The sequence below is a fragment of the Massilia atriviolacea genome, from assembly GCF_003953935.1.
In the GTDB taxonomy this organism is placed as follows: domain Bacteria; phylum Pseudomonadota; class Gammaproteobacteria; order Burkholderiales; family Burkholderiaceae_D; genus Telluria_A; species Telluria_A atriviolacea.
The window spans coordinates 278751-295414 of sequence record NZ_RXLQ01000003.1; the positions used below are offsets into that span (position 1 = coordinate 278751).

Annotated in this window: 16 protein-coding genes; 11 read left to right on the forward strand and 5 right to left on the reverse strand. The window is 64.9% G+C overall.

What is annotated here, in order from left to right; genetic code table 11:
* The first annotated feature begins 112 nt into the window (after positions 1–112).
* Together EJB06_RS06535 and EJB06_RS06540 are read left to right on the forward strand one after the other, a co-directional pair.
* The gene (locus EJB06_RS06535; RefSeq protein WP_126073204.1) at positions 113–1603 is read left to right on the forward strand and encodes a vanadium-dependent haloperoxidase; all 1491 of its coding nucleotides are present in this window, start codon (positions 113–115) and stop codon (positions 1601–1603) included.
* Positions 1604–1624: 21 nt separating this feature from the next.
* Positions 1625–2731, forward strand: a complete 1107-nt coding sequence (locus EJB06_RS06540; RefSeq protein WP_126073205.1) for a polyhydroxyalkanoate synthase family protein — start codon at positions 1625–1627, stop codon at positions 2729–2731.
* On the opposite strand, the gene EJB06_RS06545 is transcribed toward EJB06_RS06540, so the two are convergent.
* Complete coding sequence (locus EJB06_RS06545) at positions 2728–3207, reverse strand: DMT family transporter (RefSeq protein ID WP_229426956.1); 480 nt, start codon at positions 3205–3207, stop codon at positions 2728–2730. The two genes, EJB06_RS06540 and EJB06_RS06545, sit on opposite strands and share 4 nt — an antisense overlap.
* 58 nt (positions 3208–3265) lie before the next feature.
* Here EJB06_RS06545 and EJB06_RS06550 point away from each other — a divergent pair, with 58 nt between their 5' ends.
* The 4 genes from EJB06_RS06550 to EJB06_RS06565 all read left to right on the forward strand — a co-directional run bounded on the left by EJB06_RS06550 (position 3266) and on the right by EJB06_RS06565 (position 8025).
* Positions 3266–4024 carry a LysR substrate-binding domain-containing protein gene (locus EJB06_RS06550; protein WP_164557846.1) on the forward strand — a complete coding sequence of 253 codons (759 nt, stop codon included), beginning with the start codon at positions 3266–3268 and terminating at the stop codon, positions 4022–4024.
* 135 nt (positions 4025–4159) lie between these two features.
* The gene (locus EJB06_RS06555; protein ID WP_126073208.1) at positions 4160–4540 is read left to right on the forward strand and encodes a response regulator; all 381 of its coding nucleotides are present in this window, start codon (positions 4160–4162) and stop codon (positions 4538–4540) included.
* A gap of 81 nt (positions 4541–4621) precedes the next feature.
* Positions 4622–7315, forward strand: coding sequence for a phosphocholine-specific phospholipase C (locus tag EJB06_RS06560; protein ID WP_126073209.1), 2694 nt, complete (start codon positions 4622–4624; stop codon positions 7313–7315).
* Between the two features lie 23 nt (positions 7316–7338).
* Complete coding sequence (locus EJB06_RS06565; protein WP_126073210.1) at positions 7339–8025, forward strand: PEP-CTERM sorting domain-containing protein; 687 nt, start codon at positions 7339–7341, stop codon at positions 8023–8025.
* Positions 8026–8296: 271 nt separating this feature from the next.
* Here the strand turns inward: EJB06_RS06565 and EJB06_RS06570 are convergent, their stop codons facing one another.
* The 4 genes from EJB06_RS06570 to EJB06_RS06590 form a co-directional block, all read right to left on the reverse strand.
* Positions 8297–10423: a peptidase domain-containing ABC transporter gene (locus EJB06_RS06570; protein ID WP_126073211.1), complete on the reverse strand. Its 2127-nt coding sequence runs from the start codon at positions 10421–10423 to the stop codon at positions 8297–8299.
* A 1-nt stretch (position 10424) separates the two neighbouring features.
* A complete protein-coding gene (locus tag EJB06_RS06575) occupies positions 10425–10970 on the reverse strand; it encodes a hypothetical protein (protein WP_126073212.1) in 546 nt (181 codons plus the stop codon).
* Positions 10971–11042: 72 nt separating this feature from the next.
* Complete coding sequence (locus EJB06_RS31765) at positions 11043–11711, reverse strand: hypothetical protein (RefSeq protein ID WP_164557847.1); 669 nt, start codon at positions 11709–11711, stop codon at positions 11043–11045.
* 96 nt (positions 11712–11807) lie between these two features.
* The gene (locus EJB06_RS06590; RefSeq protein WP_126073215.1) at positions 11808–13085 is read right to left on the reverse strand and encodes an HlyD family secretion protein; all 1278 of its coding nucleotides are present in this window, start codon (positions 13083–13085) and stop codon (positions 11808–11810) included.
* Positions 13086–13247: 162 nt separating this feature from the next.
* Here EJB06_RS06590 and EJB06_RS06595 point away from each other — a divergent pair, with 162 nt between their 5' ends.
* The 5 genes from EJB06_RS06595 to EJB06_RS06615 all read left to right on the forward strand — a co-directional run bounded on the left by EJB06_RS06595 (position 13248) and on the right by EJB06_RS06615 (position 16402).
* Positions 13248–13526, forward strand: coding sequence for a hypothetical protein (locus EJB06_RS06595; RefSeq protein WP_164557848.1), 279 nt, complete (start codon positions 13248–13250; stop codon positions 13524–13526).
* A 53-nt stretch (positions 13527–13579) separates the two neighbouring features.
* On the forward strand, positions 13580–14038 hold the full coding sequence (locus EJB06_RS06600; RefSeq protein WP_126073217.1) for a GNAT family N-acetyltransferase: 459 nt from the start codon (positions 13580–13582) through the stop codon (positions 14036–14038).
* Positions 14039–14141: 103 nt separating this feature from the next.
* Positions 14142–15470: a methanethiol oxidase gene (gene mtoX / locus EJB06_RS06605; RefSeq protein ID WP_229426957.1), complete on the forward strand. Its 1329-nt coding sequence runs from the start codon at positions 14142–14144 to the stop codon at positions 15468–15470.
* A gap of 2 nt (positions 15471–15472) precedes the next feature.
* Positions 15473–16129, forward strand: coding sequence for an SCO family protein (locus EJB06_RS06610; RefSeq protein ID WP_126073218.1), 657 nt, complete (start codon positions 15473–15475; stop codon positions 16127–16129).
* Between the two features lie 81 nt (positions 16130–16210).
* Positions 16211–16402 (forward strand): hypothetical protein, encoded by a 192-nt coding sequence (locus EJB06_RS06615; RefSeq protein ID WP_126073219.1) that lies wholly within the window; start codon positions 16211–16213, stop codon positions 16400–16402.
* The last annotated feature ends 262 nt before the right edge of the window (positions 16403–16664 follow it).

The window sequence follows — 16664 nt, forward strand, 5'->3', positions numbered from 1 at the left end:
CAGCGGCGAGCGCATCGGCTTGCGCGGATCGTGGGACGCCGGCGCTGCGCGGCGCTATCGTCGGAGTCGTTCCGCTGCGTCCGCTGCGCCTAACTTTTCCGAGGAGAAAACGATGAAGCCGCTGTACAAGTCGGTCCCTCTGGCCCTGTTCGTCGCCATGCTCGGCTGGCAAGCGCCACCCGTCCAGGCGCAGTCGGGCACGCCGCTGCCCGCCGCCGCCGCCGCGCCGCAGCCCGCGCGCGGCCCGGCCAGCCTGGTGCTCGCCGTGCGCTACTGGAGCGAAGCGGCGCTGCGCGCCAATGCCGTCGACCACACGCCGCCGCCGCCCGCTTCGGCGCGCGCGTACCGCGAGCAGTACGGTCCGGCGCGCTCGAGCCGGGCGCTGGCGATCCACCACCTGGCCATGTTCGAGGCCCTCAACGCCGTGCTGCGCAGCGAGCCGGGCTACACCGGCATGGCGCCGGCGCCGGCGGACAGCTCGCCCGACGCCGCCCTGGCCCGGGCCGCGCGCGATACCCTGCAAGCGCTGTATCCGGCACAGGCGCGTACCGTCGAGCAAACCTATCTGCGCGACATGGCGCGGCTCGCGCCCGGCCGCGCCCGCGATAACGGGGTCGACACCGGCCGGCGCGCGGCCGCCGCCGTGCTGGCGCTGCACCCGCCGCGCAGCGGGCCCGAGGACCTGGTCGTCGGCGTCAGTTTTTTTCCGAGCAATGCGCCGGGCAAGTGGCGCCCCGACCCGGTCGGCCGCGACCCGCTGGCGCTCGGCGCCGCCTGGCACGGCGCGCGGCCGTTCGTCCTGCCCGCGCTCGAGCCTTTCCGTGCGCCAGCGCCGCCGGCCCTGTCCAGCGCCGCCTATGCGGCCGCTGTCGAGGACGTGCGCCAGCTCGGCGGCGACGGCGTGCGCACGCCGACCCGGCGCAGCGCGGCGCAAACCGTGGCCGGCATCTACTGGTCGTACGAGGGCACGCCGCTGATCGGCGCCGCGCCGCGCCTGTACAACCAGATCGCCCTGGAAATCGGCACGCGCCGCCATCTGTCCGGCATGCAGATGGCGCGCATGCTGGCGCTGGTCAACGTGGCCATGGCCGATACCTGCCTGGTGGTGTGGAAGACCAAGTACGACGAGCAATTCTGGCGCCCGGTGGGCGGCATCCGCGAAGCCTCGCCCGGCACCAGCCCCACCGGACTGGGCGACGGCAACCCGGCCACCCGCGCCGATCCGCACTGGACCCCGCTGGGCGCGCAGGCGAGCAATACCAGCGAACCCGACTTCACGCCGCCGTTTCCCTCCTATCCATCCGGCCACGCCAGCTTCGGCAGCGCGCTGTTCCAGACCTTGCGCCGCTTTTACGGCACCGACGTTATCGCGTTTTCCTTCGTGTCCGACGAGTTCAACGGCGTCACGCGCGACAACGACGGCCGGGTGCGGCCGCGCCTGGTGCGCACCTTTTCCTCGCTTTCGCAGGCCGAGTACGAAAACGGCCGCAGCCGCGTCTACCTGGGCGTGCACTGGGACTTCGACCGCAGCGCCGGGCAGCAGGTGGGACGGCGCGTGGCCGATTACGTCATCGGGCGCGGCCTGCTGCAAGCGCTGCCGTGACACCCGGAAAGGAGGGCGAGCATGAGCACCTTACGCTTCTTCGACACAGTCGAGCGCCTGCGCCAATACCAGGGCGATGTGCTCGAACTGGCCGGCTTCGGCCCGCTGCCGGCGCCGTCCCGCATCGTGTTCAGCGCCCCCGGGTTGCGGCTGCGCTGCTACGGCAGCGGAACGCGGCAGCGGCCGCCGCTGCTGATCGTGCCGGCGCCGATCAAGCGCTGGTATATCTGGGACCTGTCGCCGCAGCGCAGCGTGGTGCGCCAGGCGCTGGCGCGCGGCTTCGGCGTGTACCTGGTCGAATGGACCGACCCGCGCGCCGGGGCCGGCATGCCCGGGCTGGCCGATTACGCCGGGCCGATGCTCGACGCCTGCATCAGGGTGGTGCGCCACATGCATGCCTGCGTGCAGGTCACCCTGTGCGGCCATTCGCTGGGCGGCATCCTGGCCGCGCTGCACAGTGCCTGGCGGCCCGAACACGTGGCGGCGCTGGCCCTGTTCGAAGCGCCCATCAACTTCGACGGCATGGCCCCGGCGCTGCGGCGCATCGCCAGCACGGCCTTGCTGGCCAGCCTGCCGTCCGAGCGCACGCGCCCGCTGCCCGGCTCGCTGCTGAGCGCCATCTTCGCCAATGCCGCGCCAGCCGCGTTCTATGCGGCCCCCACGCTCGACTTCCTCGCCAGCGCGCCGTTTCCCGCCTTGCTGGCGAGCCATCTGCGGGTGCAGCGCTGGACCCTGGACGAGTTGGCCATGCCGCGTCCGCTGTTCGAGGAAGCGGTCGAGCTGCTGTTCGCGCGCAACAGCTTCATGCGCGGCGACCTGGTCCTGGACGGGGTGCGCCTCGAGCCGGGCCAGGTGCGCGCACCGCTGCTGAGCCTGTTCCGTCCGGTCAGCGCCCTGGCCCCGCCCGGCACGGTGCTCGGCTTTCACCAGGCCGCCGGCAGCGCGCACAAGGTGCTGCTGCCCTACCTGGGCGATGCGGGGACGGCGATCCAGCATGTGGCGCCGCTGGTGGGCGACAGTGCGCACCTGCTGGTGTGGCCGCGCGTGTTCGACTGGCTCGACCGCCTTGCCGGGGTGCGGGCCGCCGTGCGCGCGGACAGCCGGCCGCGCGCGCTGGCCGGCGCTTAGCGCGCCGCCGGCGCGCCGGCCGAGGCCATCTGCGTGACCAGCATGCCGGCCACGATCAGCAGCAGGCCGATGACGCGCCCGGCGCCGACCGGCTGGTGCGCAAAGCCCATCAGGCCGGCGTGATCGATCAGCAGCGACACCGCCATCTGCCCGGCCACCACCGCCACGATGAAGTGCGCCGCGCCCAGCCGTGGCGCCAGCACCAGCGCCGTCACCACGTAGAGGGCGCCGGCGGCGCCGCCGGCCCACAGCCAGCATGGACCGCGCCAGGCCGCGCCGAGCGCCGGTTCGGGCACGCGCAGGGCGAGCATCACGGCAATCACCAGCGCCGCGCCGATCCCCAGCGACACCAGGCTGGCCCACAGCGGGTGGCCGAGCGCGCGTCCGAGCGCGGCATTGGCCCCGGCCTGGAAGGGCACCACGGCGCCGGCCAGCACGGCGGCGCCCAGCATGAGAAGCGTGTTTGTATTGAACATGGTCGGCATTTTCCTGTAACGATGAGCGCATGCTAGGCGATTCGCCGCAAGAATGGAAATGCGTCGTATGCAGGTGCGCCGTGGCGCCTTGCTCGAGCCGACCGCGCGCGCGCGCCAGCTGGCGCCGCAACTGGCCGATGCGCTCGGCCGCATGCGCCAGCTGCTGCGGCCGGCCCGCTTCGATCCCGGCGCCGAACAGCGCGTCTTCCGCCTGGCGATGTCCGACTACGGTGCGGCGGTGCTGCTGCCGGCGCTGCTGCCGGTCTTGCGCGCCGAAGCGCCGCAGGTCGACCTGGTGGTCAGCCAGGCCAGCCGCGAAGCGATGACGGCGCAAGTGCAGGATGGCGAAATCGACCTGGCGTTCGGGGTCTTTCCGCAACTGCCGGCGGCGCTGGTCGCGCAGCGCCTGTTCGCGGAAGAATTCGTGTGCGTGGCCGACCGCGCCAGCCTGGGCGGCGGCGCCGCGCTCGGCCTGGCGGCCTGGCTGGCGCGTCCCCATGTGCTGCTGTCCTTGTGGGCCGACTCCGGCAACGAAGTCGACCTCGCGCTGGCGCAGGCGGGGGCGCGCCGCCGCGTGTGCCTGACGCTGCCGCACTGGGGCGTGGCGCCGGCGCTGGTCAAGGGCAGCGACCTGGTGCTGACGGTGGCGCGCCGCATGGTGCCGGCCGGCGCCGTGGACCAGGCGCTGGCCGTGTTCGCGCCGCCGTTCGCCATTGCCCCGTTTGCGTTTTGCCAGCTCTGGCACCGGCGGCGCGAGGACGACATGGCGCACCGCTGGCTGCGCCAGCGCATCGCGGCGCTGGCAGGCGCACAATGAAATGTTTTCTTGTAGTAATGGACGTCAACTTCGTGTAGCATGGAAGCCATCCACTTCAACGCTCGCCCCACCCCTGCGACCTTTGATAACACCGGCCTTGCATCTGCCGGAGATTCAGCCAGGTCAGGAGCGCATATGGCGCAGCAACATACACACAAGCGCGTGCTGGTTGTCGACGACAACCGCGAAGCCGCCGACGTTCTCACCGAAATGCTGGGCCTGTGCGGCTACGAAGCCGTGCCGGCGTACGACGGCCTGTCCGCGCTGCAGCTGGCGCAGGGCTTCGATCCGGACGCCATCATTCTCGATATCGGCATGCCCGGGCTGGACGGCCTGGAAGTGGCGGCGGCCTTGCGCCAGCAGGCGAAGTTCGCCAACACGCGGGTGGTGGCGTTCACCGCCTGGGGCGACCCGCGCACGCGCGAGCGCACCCGGCAAGCCGGCTTCGACGCCCACCTGGTCAAGCCGGCCGGACTGGACGCGATCCTCGATGCGCTCACCAGCGGCAGCGCCTGAGGCAAGCGCTCCCCGCTGACACGCTGCGGTCATATTTGAAATATATGATCGACAACTTTCCAGCGTATCCAGGGAGCATGCATGTCCACCAGCCGACGCACCTTTCTCAGCCTGGCTTCGGCCGGCGCCGCCAGTACCCTGTTTCCCGACCTGATCCGCGACGCCCTGGCCGTGCCGGCCAATAACGCCACAGGCACCATCGCCGACGTCGAGCACGTGGTCATCTTCATGCAGGAAAACCGCTCCTTCGATCACTACTTCGGCAGCTTTCCGGGCGTGCGCGGTTTCGACGATCCGCGCGCCATCACGCTGCCGAGCGGCAAACCGGTGTGGTACCAGCCGGACGCCGCCGGCGGTGACGTGCTGCCTTTCCATTTCGACGCCAGGAACACCAGCGCGCTCTCGCTCGGCACCGACCATTCGTGGAAGGGCTCGCAGGCGGCCTGGCAGGGCTGGGATGCCTGGGTCAAGAAAAAGTCGCCGCAGAGCATGGGCTACTTCGATCGCGGCGACCTGCCGTTCTACTACGCGCTGGCGGACGCCTTCAGCATCTGCGACGCCTACCACTGCTCGGTCTTCGGGCCGACCGACCCGAACCGCTTCTACTCGCTGTCGGGCACCAGCCGCAAGCGCATGGGTTCCCTGGGCAGCCTGTACAACATCAGCACGGCGGGCTACTACAACAACGATCCCCGCTACGACAACCTGTCGGCCGCCACCACCGCCGGCGCGCCGGCCTGGCGCACCTATGCCGAAGTGCTCGAAGCGAACGACGTCAGCTGGAAGGTGTACCAGGAATGGGACAACTACGGCGACAACTACCTGGCCTACTTCAAGCAATTCCGCGTCAATCCCGACGGCAGCCGCCTGGCGCCCGACAGTCCGCTGTACCGCAAGGGCCGCGCGCTGGCGCCCGGATCGACCGAAGCCAATTCGCGCGGTACCAGGGGCGACTGGCTGGTGGCCGACTTTGCCGACGACGTGCGCTACAACCGCTTGCCGAAGGTGTCCTGGATCGTGGCGCCGAACGACTACACCGAGCACTCGCCGAATTCGCCCAACGCCGGCGAAAACCTCACCGCGCGCCTGCTGGCGGCGCTGGTGGCCAATCCGGTGGTGTGGTCGAAGACGGTGTTCCTGCTGACCTACGATGAAAACGACGGCTTCTTCGACCATGTGCCGCCCAACATCCCGCCGCTCGACGCCGGCATGGGCCGCACCACCCTGGCCGACATCGGCGCCGACGAAAACCTGGCCGGCGTGCCGGTCGGGCTGGGGCCGCGCGTGCCGATGCTGGTCATCTCGCCGTGGAGCCGGGGAGGGAGGGTGTGCTCGCAAGTGTTCGACCACACCTCCAAGCTGCGCTTCCTGGAGGAGTGGCTCACGCTCGGCCTGAAAAAGAACCGCGCCAGCGTCACGCTGGAAAATATCTCGCCGTGGCGGCGCGTGGTGTGCGGCGACCTGACGTCGGCCTTCGATTTCAGGACGCCCAACAATACCTGGCCGGCCGGCGTGCCCAAGACCACCGAGTACGCACTGGTGTCGGGCAAACCCTATCCGACTCCGCCGGCGCAGCAAACCTTGCCGCTGCAGGAGCCGTGCAAGACCGTCACGCGCACGCGCTACGCCTGCGCGCTGCCGTATGTGCTCGGCGCCCACGCCACGGCGGGCGCCGGCAGGCAGCTGGAACTGTCGTTCGTCAACAGCGGCAAGGCCGGCGCGGCCTTCATCGTGTATTCGAGCGCGCGCACCGACGGGCCGTGGTACTACACGGTCGAAGCGGGCAAGCGCATCGACAGGGAAACCTGGAACTGGACCGGCGCGCGCTATCACCTGAGCGTGACCGGTCCGAACGGCTTCCTGCGCGAACTGGCCGGCAGCACGGCGTCGATGGCGGCCAGGCCCGAAGTGCAGGTCGCCTACGACCTGGCCGGCGCCAACGTGCAGCTGCTGCTGTCGAACGTTGGCGGCAGCGCCGCCTGCACCTTCACCATGATCGACAATGCCTACGGCGCCGCCGTGTCCACTTACGTGCTGGCCCCCGGCCAGCAGCAGGTGGTGCAGTGCCTGCTGGCGGGCAGCTTCGGCTGGTACGACTACAGCATCGGCTGCAATGCCGATCCGCTGTTCCTGCGCCGCGTGGCCGGCCACGTGGACAACGGCACGCCGGGGCGCACCGATCCGGCCATCGGCGCCAACCGCCGCCGGGTGGTGCTCAGCGCCAGCGCGCAGGTGGTGCAGCGCGGAGGCGCCTTGACGGTGAGCTACGCGGCGCCGGCCGGCAAGCTCGATCCGAAGAACTGGGTCGGCCTGTATCCGGCCAATGCCACGCCGGGCAGCGGCCAGCCATCGCTGCAATGGGCGTATGTGCCGGCCGCCAGCGGCAGCCATGCCTTCGACACGGCCAGGCTGCCGGTGGGCGACTACGTAATCTGGTATTTCTACCAGGGCGGTTACGCGGCCCTGGGCGAGGCGGCCGGCGTGAGCGTGACGCAGTTCGCCAGCAGCACCCCGGCCATCAAGCGCGGTGCGCCGATCGTGTTCACGTTCGCGCTTCCCGCCAGTCGCGTGGCTGCGAAAAACTGGATCGGCATCTACCGCGCCGGCACCTCGCCGGGAGCGGGCAGCTCGGCCGTCTGGCAGTACGCGGGGCAGGCCGGCGCCAGCGTCAGTTTCGACAGCAACAGCCTGACCCCGGGCACCTACAGCGCCTGGCTGCTGTACGACGACGGCTACAGCGCGCTGGGCGGGCCGCTGGCGATCAAGGTCGCCTGACTTTCACTTACCGGAAACCGATCATGTTCAAGCGATTCACACGGACGGCCCTCGCCGTCGCCTTGCTGGCCGCCTGCGCCGGCGCCAGTGCGGGCGTGCTGCGCATCGGCCAGCGCGGCGCGCTGGCGCAGGCCGGGCAGATTGTCCAGACCAGCAACTTCGACGACTTCGGGGCCGGCTATCATTTTCCCGGCAGCGGCTTCACGCGCGGCGGGGTGACGTACAACTCGGATGAAAACCTGATCGTCGGCAGCGGCGCGGGCGCGGGCGCGGGCATCGGCATCGGCACAACGCGGCCGGTGATGTCGAACGAGTACTGGTCGCCTATCATCGCCAGCATCGCCAGCATCGCCAGCATCGGCGCCGAGGTGCGGTACGACCTGTTCGGCTTCGACGCGGCGGTGAGCGGCGGCAGCGTCGAGGTCCTGGTGGCGACCAATCTGGGCAGCTACCGCTTCGACGGCATCGCGCTGGCAGATGGCCTGGCGGGGCTGGACTTTCTCGGTTTCCAGGCCACCGGCGGCGAGTACTTTACCGGCTTCGAGCTGCGCAGCATGGGCGAGGGCTACCTGGCCGGCATCACCAATGTGGCGCTGGGCAGCGCGCGCGCGGCGGTGCCGGAACCGGGCGCCTTGGCCTTGCTGCTGCTGGGACTGGCGCTGCTGGCGGCGCGCGTGCGCGGCTGGACAGGCACGCCGCTTGTGCGTTAAAGTTCCGTGGCCGCGCCACGCGGCCACTTTTCCCCAAGCAGTCCGTCCGGAGTACCAAGCCAAAATGACCAGCTAAGTTCCTTTGTCTTCGCAACACTCGCCATGGCTGCCTTTGCGCGCCGGCCTTGCGTTGCGTTTTATGCAGCCTGACAGGAGCTTCATTGTGGCCATTCATTCCCAAGCGGCGTGCACCGCACCCATTGCAGCGAGACGTAGCTGACGACTCGGATACGATCTCGTATCAGACTCCTGCACCTGGCAGAGGCATGTCCTAACTTAGTGGCGGCATGTCTTTATCTGGCAGCGGCGCATCGTACACGATAGATCCGCCCTGCAGCGCGATCAGGCGGCGTGCACTCGCAATCGTTTCGAGACGGTGTGACACAATAATGCGCGTCATATTGAGTTCTGCGATTGCGCTACTGACCTCGCTTTCCACCGCCCCATCGAGCGCGCTCGTGGCCTCGTCCATGATCAGGATCCTGGGCCGCTTGTACAGCGCTCGCGCTAGCAGGACGCGCTGCTTCTGACCACCGGACAAGCTGCTGCCCATGTCGGCAACGACGGTTTCGTAGCCCATTCGCATGCGTTCAATATCGGCGTCGATCTGCGCAAGCTGCGCGCAGCGTCGAATGCGGTCCATCTCGGGACGCTCGTCGTAAAAGCAGATGTTTTCCTTGAGCGATCCAGACAGCAACGCATCGTCCTGCATCACTGCTGCCAGGGCGCGGCGGTACGCGCGCACGCCGAGCTGCGAGATCGGTATTCCTCCGTAGCGAATTTCACCGACCGTCGGTTTCAGACTGCCCACAATCAGCTTGATCAGGGTGGTCTTGCCGCAGCCGGAAGCGCCGGCAATCGCCACCGAATCGCCTGGCTCAATGCTCAGGTCGATATTGCGTAATATCCAGGGCTCGGTGTCGCTGTAGCGATAGCTGACCTTGACCAGCTCCAGTTTGGGTACTAGCTGATCGATGTCGCGCGCGTGTTCAATGTCTTCCTCGGCGGGTTCCAGGACGATGTCGGCTAGCCGCTCGCAGTGCAGGGATAGCATTTTGTAATCGATGAACACATTGATCAAGGCGCTCATGCGGGCCGTGAACATCCCGCTGTACACAGTCAGCGCGATCAACATGCCGACCGTGAACGAACCCTCCATGATCAGGCCAGCGCCGAGCCACAGTACCAGTGCCGCCGAGATAGCGCCTATCGTCATGTTGATGTTGCAAAACCATAGGCCCATCACCTGCGTGCGCACGTTGCGATTAATCGTGTCGGTTTTCATCGCCAGCCAGTGCGCACGCCGGTCGAGCTCGCGTCCGGACAGCTTGATCGGCCCGATTGCCCGTATCGTCTCCATGAGGCAGGTCTGTTCTTTGGCGGCAAGCGTCAAGCCTTCCAGGTTCGCAGTATGCAGTGGTCGATACGACAGGGCGCGCACTGTCGCGTAGAGAAGGACAGTGGCGCCGACCACGCTCGCCAGCAGCGGGCTGTACAGGATCATGACAATCAGGGTAAGGATTGCCGTTATGCCATCCAGTACGGCACCGACGGCACGCGTGGTCAGCAAATCCTGAATAGGACCGACCGAACCAAAGCGCGATAGCACATCACCGAGCTGGCGTGTCTCAAACCAGTTCATGGGGAGCCGCACCAAGCGTCCGAATACATCGCCTACCCATTGCAGGTTAAGGTGCGTTGTCAAATACAGAATGGTGAGACCGCGCATGTGCAACAGCATCCCCTGCGTGAGGATCAGCAGGAGCAGGCCGAGCATGAGTACATTGCGCAAGCTGGCGTCGTTGGACATGAGCACGTCGTCGATCATGAATTGATTCAAGCGAGGCATGGCCAGCACCAGTAGTTCAACCGCGAGGGAGATCGCGAACAACAGGCCGAAGGCCTGCCACCAGCCATCGAGCTTGCCCATCAGGGCGCGGACCGATACCTTACGCCGCTCGTCGGCCGGACTGAAATCGGTGGCGGGCTCGAATTCGAGCGCGGTGCCGGTGAATTCGCGGCTCACTTCCGCGTAGGGAAGATGGCGCACGCCGATAGCCGGGTCGTGAATCACTACCTCTTTGGCAGTGGCGCGACGCAACACGACGAAATGGTTCAGACCCCAATGCAGGATGGCCGGCGTTCTCAGGGCAGGCAATTCTTCCAGGGTCAGCGACAGGGCCCGGCTCGACAGCTTCAACCGCTGTGCATACTCGGTCAACGTCAGCATGCTGATGCCGCTCATCGATGTGGGGAAGCGCCCGCGCAGGGCCGCCAGATCCGTGCGCAAACCCTGGTAGGAGGCGACCATTGCAAGGCAAGCCAGTCCGCACTCGGCCACTTCCGCCTGGAGAATCAGCGGCAGGCGTGCGCTGCGAAAGAATGGCGAAGTGGCCATCTCACTTCTCCAACTTCCAGTTCAGTTTCATTATCACCCGCTTAAGACTGCCCATGGCGCCCAGAACCTCGATGATGTTTTCGTCAGCGACGGACAGTTCGATATCTTGCTTGGGTGAGCAAAACCATCGATCGGCATCAGTGTTTGGGCGAAATTGAAAACGGTTGCCTGTGGGGGAGGGCGAGGTATCCATATAACCAAGATCAAGAATGGCCTTTCTTAGATCTGGTACTAGCAGGCGGGCTGAGCCCCGAGATATGGCAATTGTAATTTTTCCTGGCAATTGCTCATGGAGTGCGCGTACGACGGTGATAGCGAAACAAAAAAAGATAAGCAATCTGACACGCAAGTCCACGGAATCAGGCAGCACCACGCTGCACATGAAGACGACGGCTGCCGTCAGTGCGAGCGTTATTATGGATTGTTTTACGGATAGAAAAGGCCATAGGTACCGCCCAAAGCTGTATGCGCGTTGTGTAGCAAAAAAGAAAAACGGAGGCGGAGTTACCGTTTCAATAGCTACAGGATGATCAAGCGAAATCGACATAAACTACTCCTTACATGACGTACTCCTTATATGCAGCCGCAATTATTTCTTGCGGCTGCACGGATTCTCGGATCAGGCCACCATCTGCATCACGGCACCACCTGCAGGGCCTGTGAAGGATGTATTGTCGTCGTCAGGCGCCATTGCGCGGGGCATGTGCCGTACGCCATCCTTATCTATAAAGGTCTTATTGTCGTTCTTGGGATGATCGCGCTCCATCAGTACAAGGCTACCGTAAGCCGCGCCTACGCCAATCGCAATCCCGGCGATCTTCAGCGGCCCTGGGAGCTTCGCCGCCAGGCCCGAATTTTGGAGTGCCTTGGTAAGCGCTGCCTCAGCGAATGTGGACACTTCAGAGTAGACAACTCCGGAGAGAAGACCGTCGAGCGCCATATGCTGTACGGAGATTGCCGGGTCGGCGTATATCCCGATAAGGCTCCCTTCCCATGCCGCAGGCTCCTGGCCGACCGACACGTTTGGAGGTGCGTTTTCAAACACCGGTATCGCGCCGTTGATCTTGACGACAGCCGGTTGCCCGCCTTCTACACCAACGGCGGCGAGATCGTATGCATGTCCGCCGATACCCCCGAATCCGCCACCACTTCCGCCGCCATCTCCACCGGAACCACCGCCACCGGAACCGGAACCACCTCCGCCTTCTCCCGGAAGCGCTTCCCCGGGTGTTATTTCTGCCTTTCCTCCAACGAGTTGGGCCAATAGTTCCTTGTCTAGCACTCTCATGACGTTCTCCATTCGATTGATGTGACCATGCTCCACGCGCGCATGGCAGGTTCGGCGTTGTTGAAAAAACGCGGCGCCAATGAAGTTCAATGTCCTCTAATTCTGTGAACCTGTGCTCGGAGGAACACGGTCCCTTGCTACGCTGACGACAGGGTCCACGATCCACTCGATCAGCTTCCGGCGATCGTGAAAAACGTCGGCTTCCAGCGTCATTCCTGGCTCAAATGGCCTACGCTTGCCATACATCATCATGGAGTTGGTCGACATCGCTACGGTCGCCCGATACATCGGGATATCAGGAACGTTGGGAGTGTCCGGCGCCTTTGCACCGTCATTGATGGGATTGAGTTCGACCTGCTTGACCGTGCCGGGCACCAAGCCGTACTTCTGATACGGGAAAGCGTCAATGCGCAGTTGGACCTGTTGCCCCACCACCACCGACGATTTCGCTTGCGAGGGAATCAGCAGCTTTGCCTCAAGCACGCTACCCATTGGAAGGATAGTGGCGAGCACTGTTCCGGCCGGCACCGACTGCCCTACGTCATAGCCCAGCGCAGTAACGGTGCCGGCAGCCGGTGCCGTTACCCGCACTGTACTGCGTCCTTCGTGCTCCGCTGCCTCTTGTTCTAATGCTGCAAGACTCTGTTCTGCCTCGGAAACGGCAATTTTTTCGCGCGCGGCGAGTGACGCTTTTTCGTTCTGCACTTGAAGCAATGACGCGCGTGCGTTACCCAGGTTGACCGTCAGCGCATTGCGCCTGGCGCGCTCGACATTCAGGATGTTCGTATGCTGCGCCAGCGTGGCCACAGACACAAAGCCCTGATGGGCAAGCGTGCTGTTTCGGTCGACGGAGGTTTGCGCGCTTTTGACCAGTTCGTTCCCGATGGCGATTCCGCCAAGATGCGCGGCGATCTCGGCCTTCACCAGGCGCTCCTGATCGGCCAGGGCAGCGGCGCGAAGGGCCAATTGCTGGAGCATCGCGTCGCGTCGTTGTGCGGTCTGTTCGCGTCGCATGGCGAGCGAAGCGGTAATGCGTGCATCGATCGAGCCGGTCCCGCCAATCCGCTCGGCGGACAGGTCGAAGAGCGTCTGCCCCGCCTCGACCGTCGCACTCTCGCTGACACGGCGCGCGACGATACGGCCAAATTGCGGGGCGACTGCCTTGATGGCGCCGCCGGCATAGACCAGTTGGCCTTTCACTTTGACCTTGCTACTGTATTCGGCAAAAAACAGTAACAGCGCAAGAACGAGCACGATCGCACTACCGCAGGCCGCTGCTACCTTCATTTGCACAGGGCGGGCCAATATGATGGCGCCGCCTTTGCGGCTGCGGCGAGCCTCGATAACTTCAATACGTATCGGCGCGATATTCATCCCGACCTCCCTGTCACCGGCACTGAGCAAGGTGCATGCCGGGGCGGCTTTGCCGCCTTACTGCCGCTGAGCGGCGTCAATGCTCGATCTTGACTCGTACAGCGCGTTCTTGAAGATTGCGATGTAACTTATTCGCGAGAGTGCGTCGCACGTCAAGCGAAAGTGCATATAGACGTGGTGCTTAAAAAAAAGTTCAATGTTTTTTCAATGGGCGCAGATTCTGGAGTGGGGGATGCGGAGATCGTCGCTCGTCAAATCGGGCGTATCGCGCTTGAGCTTGCAAAGCCGGATGCGCTCACACTCCAGTGGATCCGCGAGCCGGCGCGCCTGCTGCTCGACGAACCCGGCAATCAGCGCTACCTGGTCTGGGTGTGCGCCCTCGATTGCGTCGAGGGAGGAGGGGCGTCAACAAAAACACGGGCGGCGCATTCGTGGTTATGATGGCGGCGGAGCCTCGCTCCGCACAATTATCGACTTCTCACAAGACCAAGAAAATGAAAAAAATTACCACCCGCCTGGCGACGCTGGCCGACATCGATCAACTGGCCGTCATGTTCGATGCCTACCGCCAGTTCTACGCGCTGGCGCCGGACCCGGCCCTGTCGCGCCAGTTCATCCTGGACCGCATGCTGGGCAATGAATCGGTGCTGATCCTGGCCGAAGACGAAGCCGGCGCGCCCGCCGGCTTCTGCCAGCTGTATCCGACCTTCTGTTCGCTGGCGGCCGCGCCGATCTACGCGCTGTACGACCTGTTCGTGCGGCCCGAGGCGCGCCAGTTCGGCGCCGGCCGCGCCCTGATGCTGGCCGCCGAAGCGCACGCCCTGCGCAACGGCGCCGTGCGGCTCGACCTGACCACCGCCAGGACCAATCTGCCGGCCCAATCGCTGTACTCCGGGCTGGGCTGGAAACGCGACGATATCTTCTACGCTTACAGCAAAACCCTGGCTGCATAGCTTGATCTGGCACAAGCCGGAGCGATAAATTTCTGGCCCATTGCGGAGCAAGGTCAAACAGGCGTACATTAGTGTCTTTACAAGTTTGATCAGGAGATCAGCAATGGGTTCCAGTAAATTGATGCGCTTGAGTTTGCTTGCCGCTGCCGCCCTCGGCGTCGCCGCCGTCCCGGTGGCGGCGCGCGCCGACGAAACCTGCAATTCGCCCTACATGTCGGGCCTGATCAAGGGGCAGGAAGATTACCTCTACGTCTGGACCCTGGGCGTGAAGGGCATGGGCGACGGCTTCGACAAGATGGTCACCATGGACGTCAATCCGGCCTCGAAAAAATTCGGCCAGGTGATCGCCCAGGTCTCGGTCGGCAAGCGCGGCGAAGCCCATCACATGGGCTTTAGCGACGACCGCCGCTTCCTCTGGGCCGGCGGGCTGGACGACAGCAAGATCTATGTGTTCGACGTGCACACCGACCCGGCCAGGCCGAAGCTGGTAAAGACGATCGACGACTTCGCCAGGCGCTCGGGCTATGTCGGCCCGCACACCTTCTACGCACTGCCGGGCCGCATGCTGATCGGCGCGCTGTCGAACGACAAGGACCGCGGCGGCGTGACCGGCATGGCGGTCTACAACAGCAAGGGCGACTTCATCGCCAAACACGACATGCCGACCACCAACGGCGGCGACGGCTACGGCTACGATGTCGCGATCAACCCCGGCAAGAACGCGATGCTGACGTCGAGCTTCACGGGCGCGGTCAACTACATGACCGATCTCGGCAAACTGATCAAGGACCCGGCGGCCATGAAGCAGTTCGGCAACACCATGGTGATGTGGAACCTGAAATCGATGCAGCCCGAAAAAGTGCTGAGCGTGCCCGGTGCGCCGCTCGAAATCCGCTGGTCGCTCAAGGAGGGCGACGACTGGGCCATCACCGCCACCGCGCTGACCTCGAAGATCTGGCTGGTCAAGAAGGACGCGGGCGGCGCCTGGCAGGCCAGGGAGGTGGCCACCATCGGCGACCCGGCCAAGGTGCCGCTGCCGGTCGACCTGTCGATCACGGCCGACGGCAAGGGCTTGTGGGTGAACACCTTCATGGATGGCACGACGCATTATTTCGACATCAGCAATCCGGAAGCCCCGAAGGAAACCTATTCCAAGCGCACCGGGTCGCAGGTCAACATGGTCTCGCAAAGCTGGGACGGCAAGCGCCTGTACATCAGCAGTTCGCTGCTGGCCAACTGGGACAAGAAGGGCGCCGAGGACGAACAGTTCGTCAAGCTGTTCGCCTGGGACGGCAAGGAACTGAAAGAAAGCTTCAAGGTCGACTTCGCCAAGCTCAAGCTCGGGCGCGCGCACCACATGAAGTTCGGCGCCGCCCCCGGCCGCAGCAGCGCCGACGCGGGGCAGGGCGCGGTGCGCGTGGCGGGCCGCTGATCTTGGGGCGCCTGCATGGATGCGCGCTGGCGCTGATGCTGCTGGGGCCGGCGGCCGTGGCGGCGCCGGCGCAATTTGCGCTGCCGGCGCCGGGCGCCTACAAGCTCGAACGCATCCTCAAGGCGCCGGACGGCATCGTGCTCGATAGCGACGGCAGCCGTCACAGGCTGTCGGAATTTACCACCGGTAAAGTCACCCTGTTTTCCTTCATTTACACCTACTGCACCGACGCCAAGGGTTGTCCGCTGGCCTACGAAACGCTGCACACCCTGAAGAAAACCCTGGGCAAGGATGCGCGCACGCGCGACCAGGTGCGCTTTGTCAGCATGAGTTTCGATCCCACCTACGACACGCCGCCGGCCATGCGCAGCTACGGCGGACTCGACGCGCGCGAGCGCGGTGGCGTGGACTGGCGCTTCCTCACCAGCCGCTCGAATGCCGAACTGGCGCCGATGCTCGACGGCTTCGGCCAGGATGTGTCGGTAGCCGCCGAGCGGGCGCCCGGGCAACGCGTGCCGACCCTGTCGCACCTGCTCAAGGTGTACCTGATCGATGCCAGCGGCACGGTGCGCGAGATTTATTCCACTTCCTTTCTGCAGTCCGATGTGGTGCTGAACGATATTCGCACGCTGCTGCTGGAGGCCCAGCGCAAGCGCTGAGATGCGAGATGGCGCCTGCCATGTAAAATGCCGGCCGGCGCGGACAAGCGGCGCTCACCTCACACCGACTGGAGCAGCGATTTGTCCGACATGATTTTTTTCGTGGTCCTGTTCGTCGTGGTCAATGCCGTGTGCGTCGTCGCCGCCAGTGTCATCATGAAACTCCTGGGCTGCTCCGAGGCGTCGATCAAGGCCTGCCAAAGAGCCATCGGGTGGCTGCTATTCCTTGCGCCAGTGCTCCTGTTCGCCTTCCTCGCGGTGAAGTTTTCCTGATCGCTTTCCATCCTGCAACCTCTTTTGCATCCGCAGTACATATTGCATTCAGATGATTCTGTCAATTGCTGAAAATACATAAAAAATGACAAAAATCATTCATCTGAGCATGTCACAATGTTTTCACGTAGCAATTTCAGCTCGCCATCTTCCCTTGTCGCGCGGGCAAGGGCTCGCCGTCTCCATCTCCCTGTCATAGGGAAAACCTGGTTCCGCAGTATGTACGCCGCATCAGTGGGCGTCAGATCGCTTCTCCTATGAG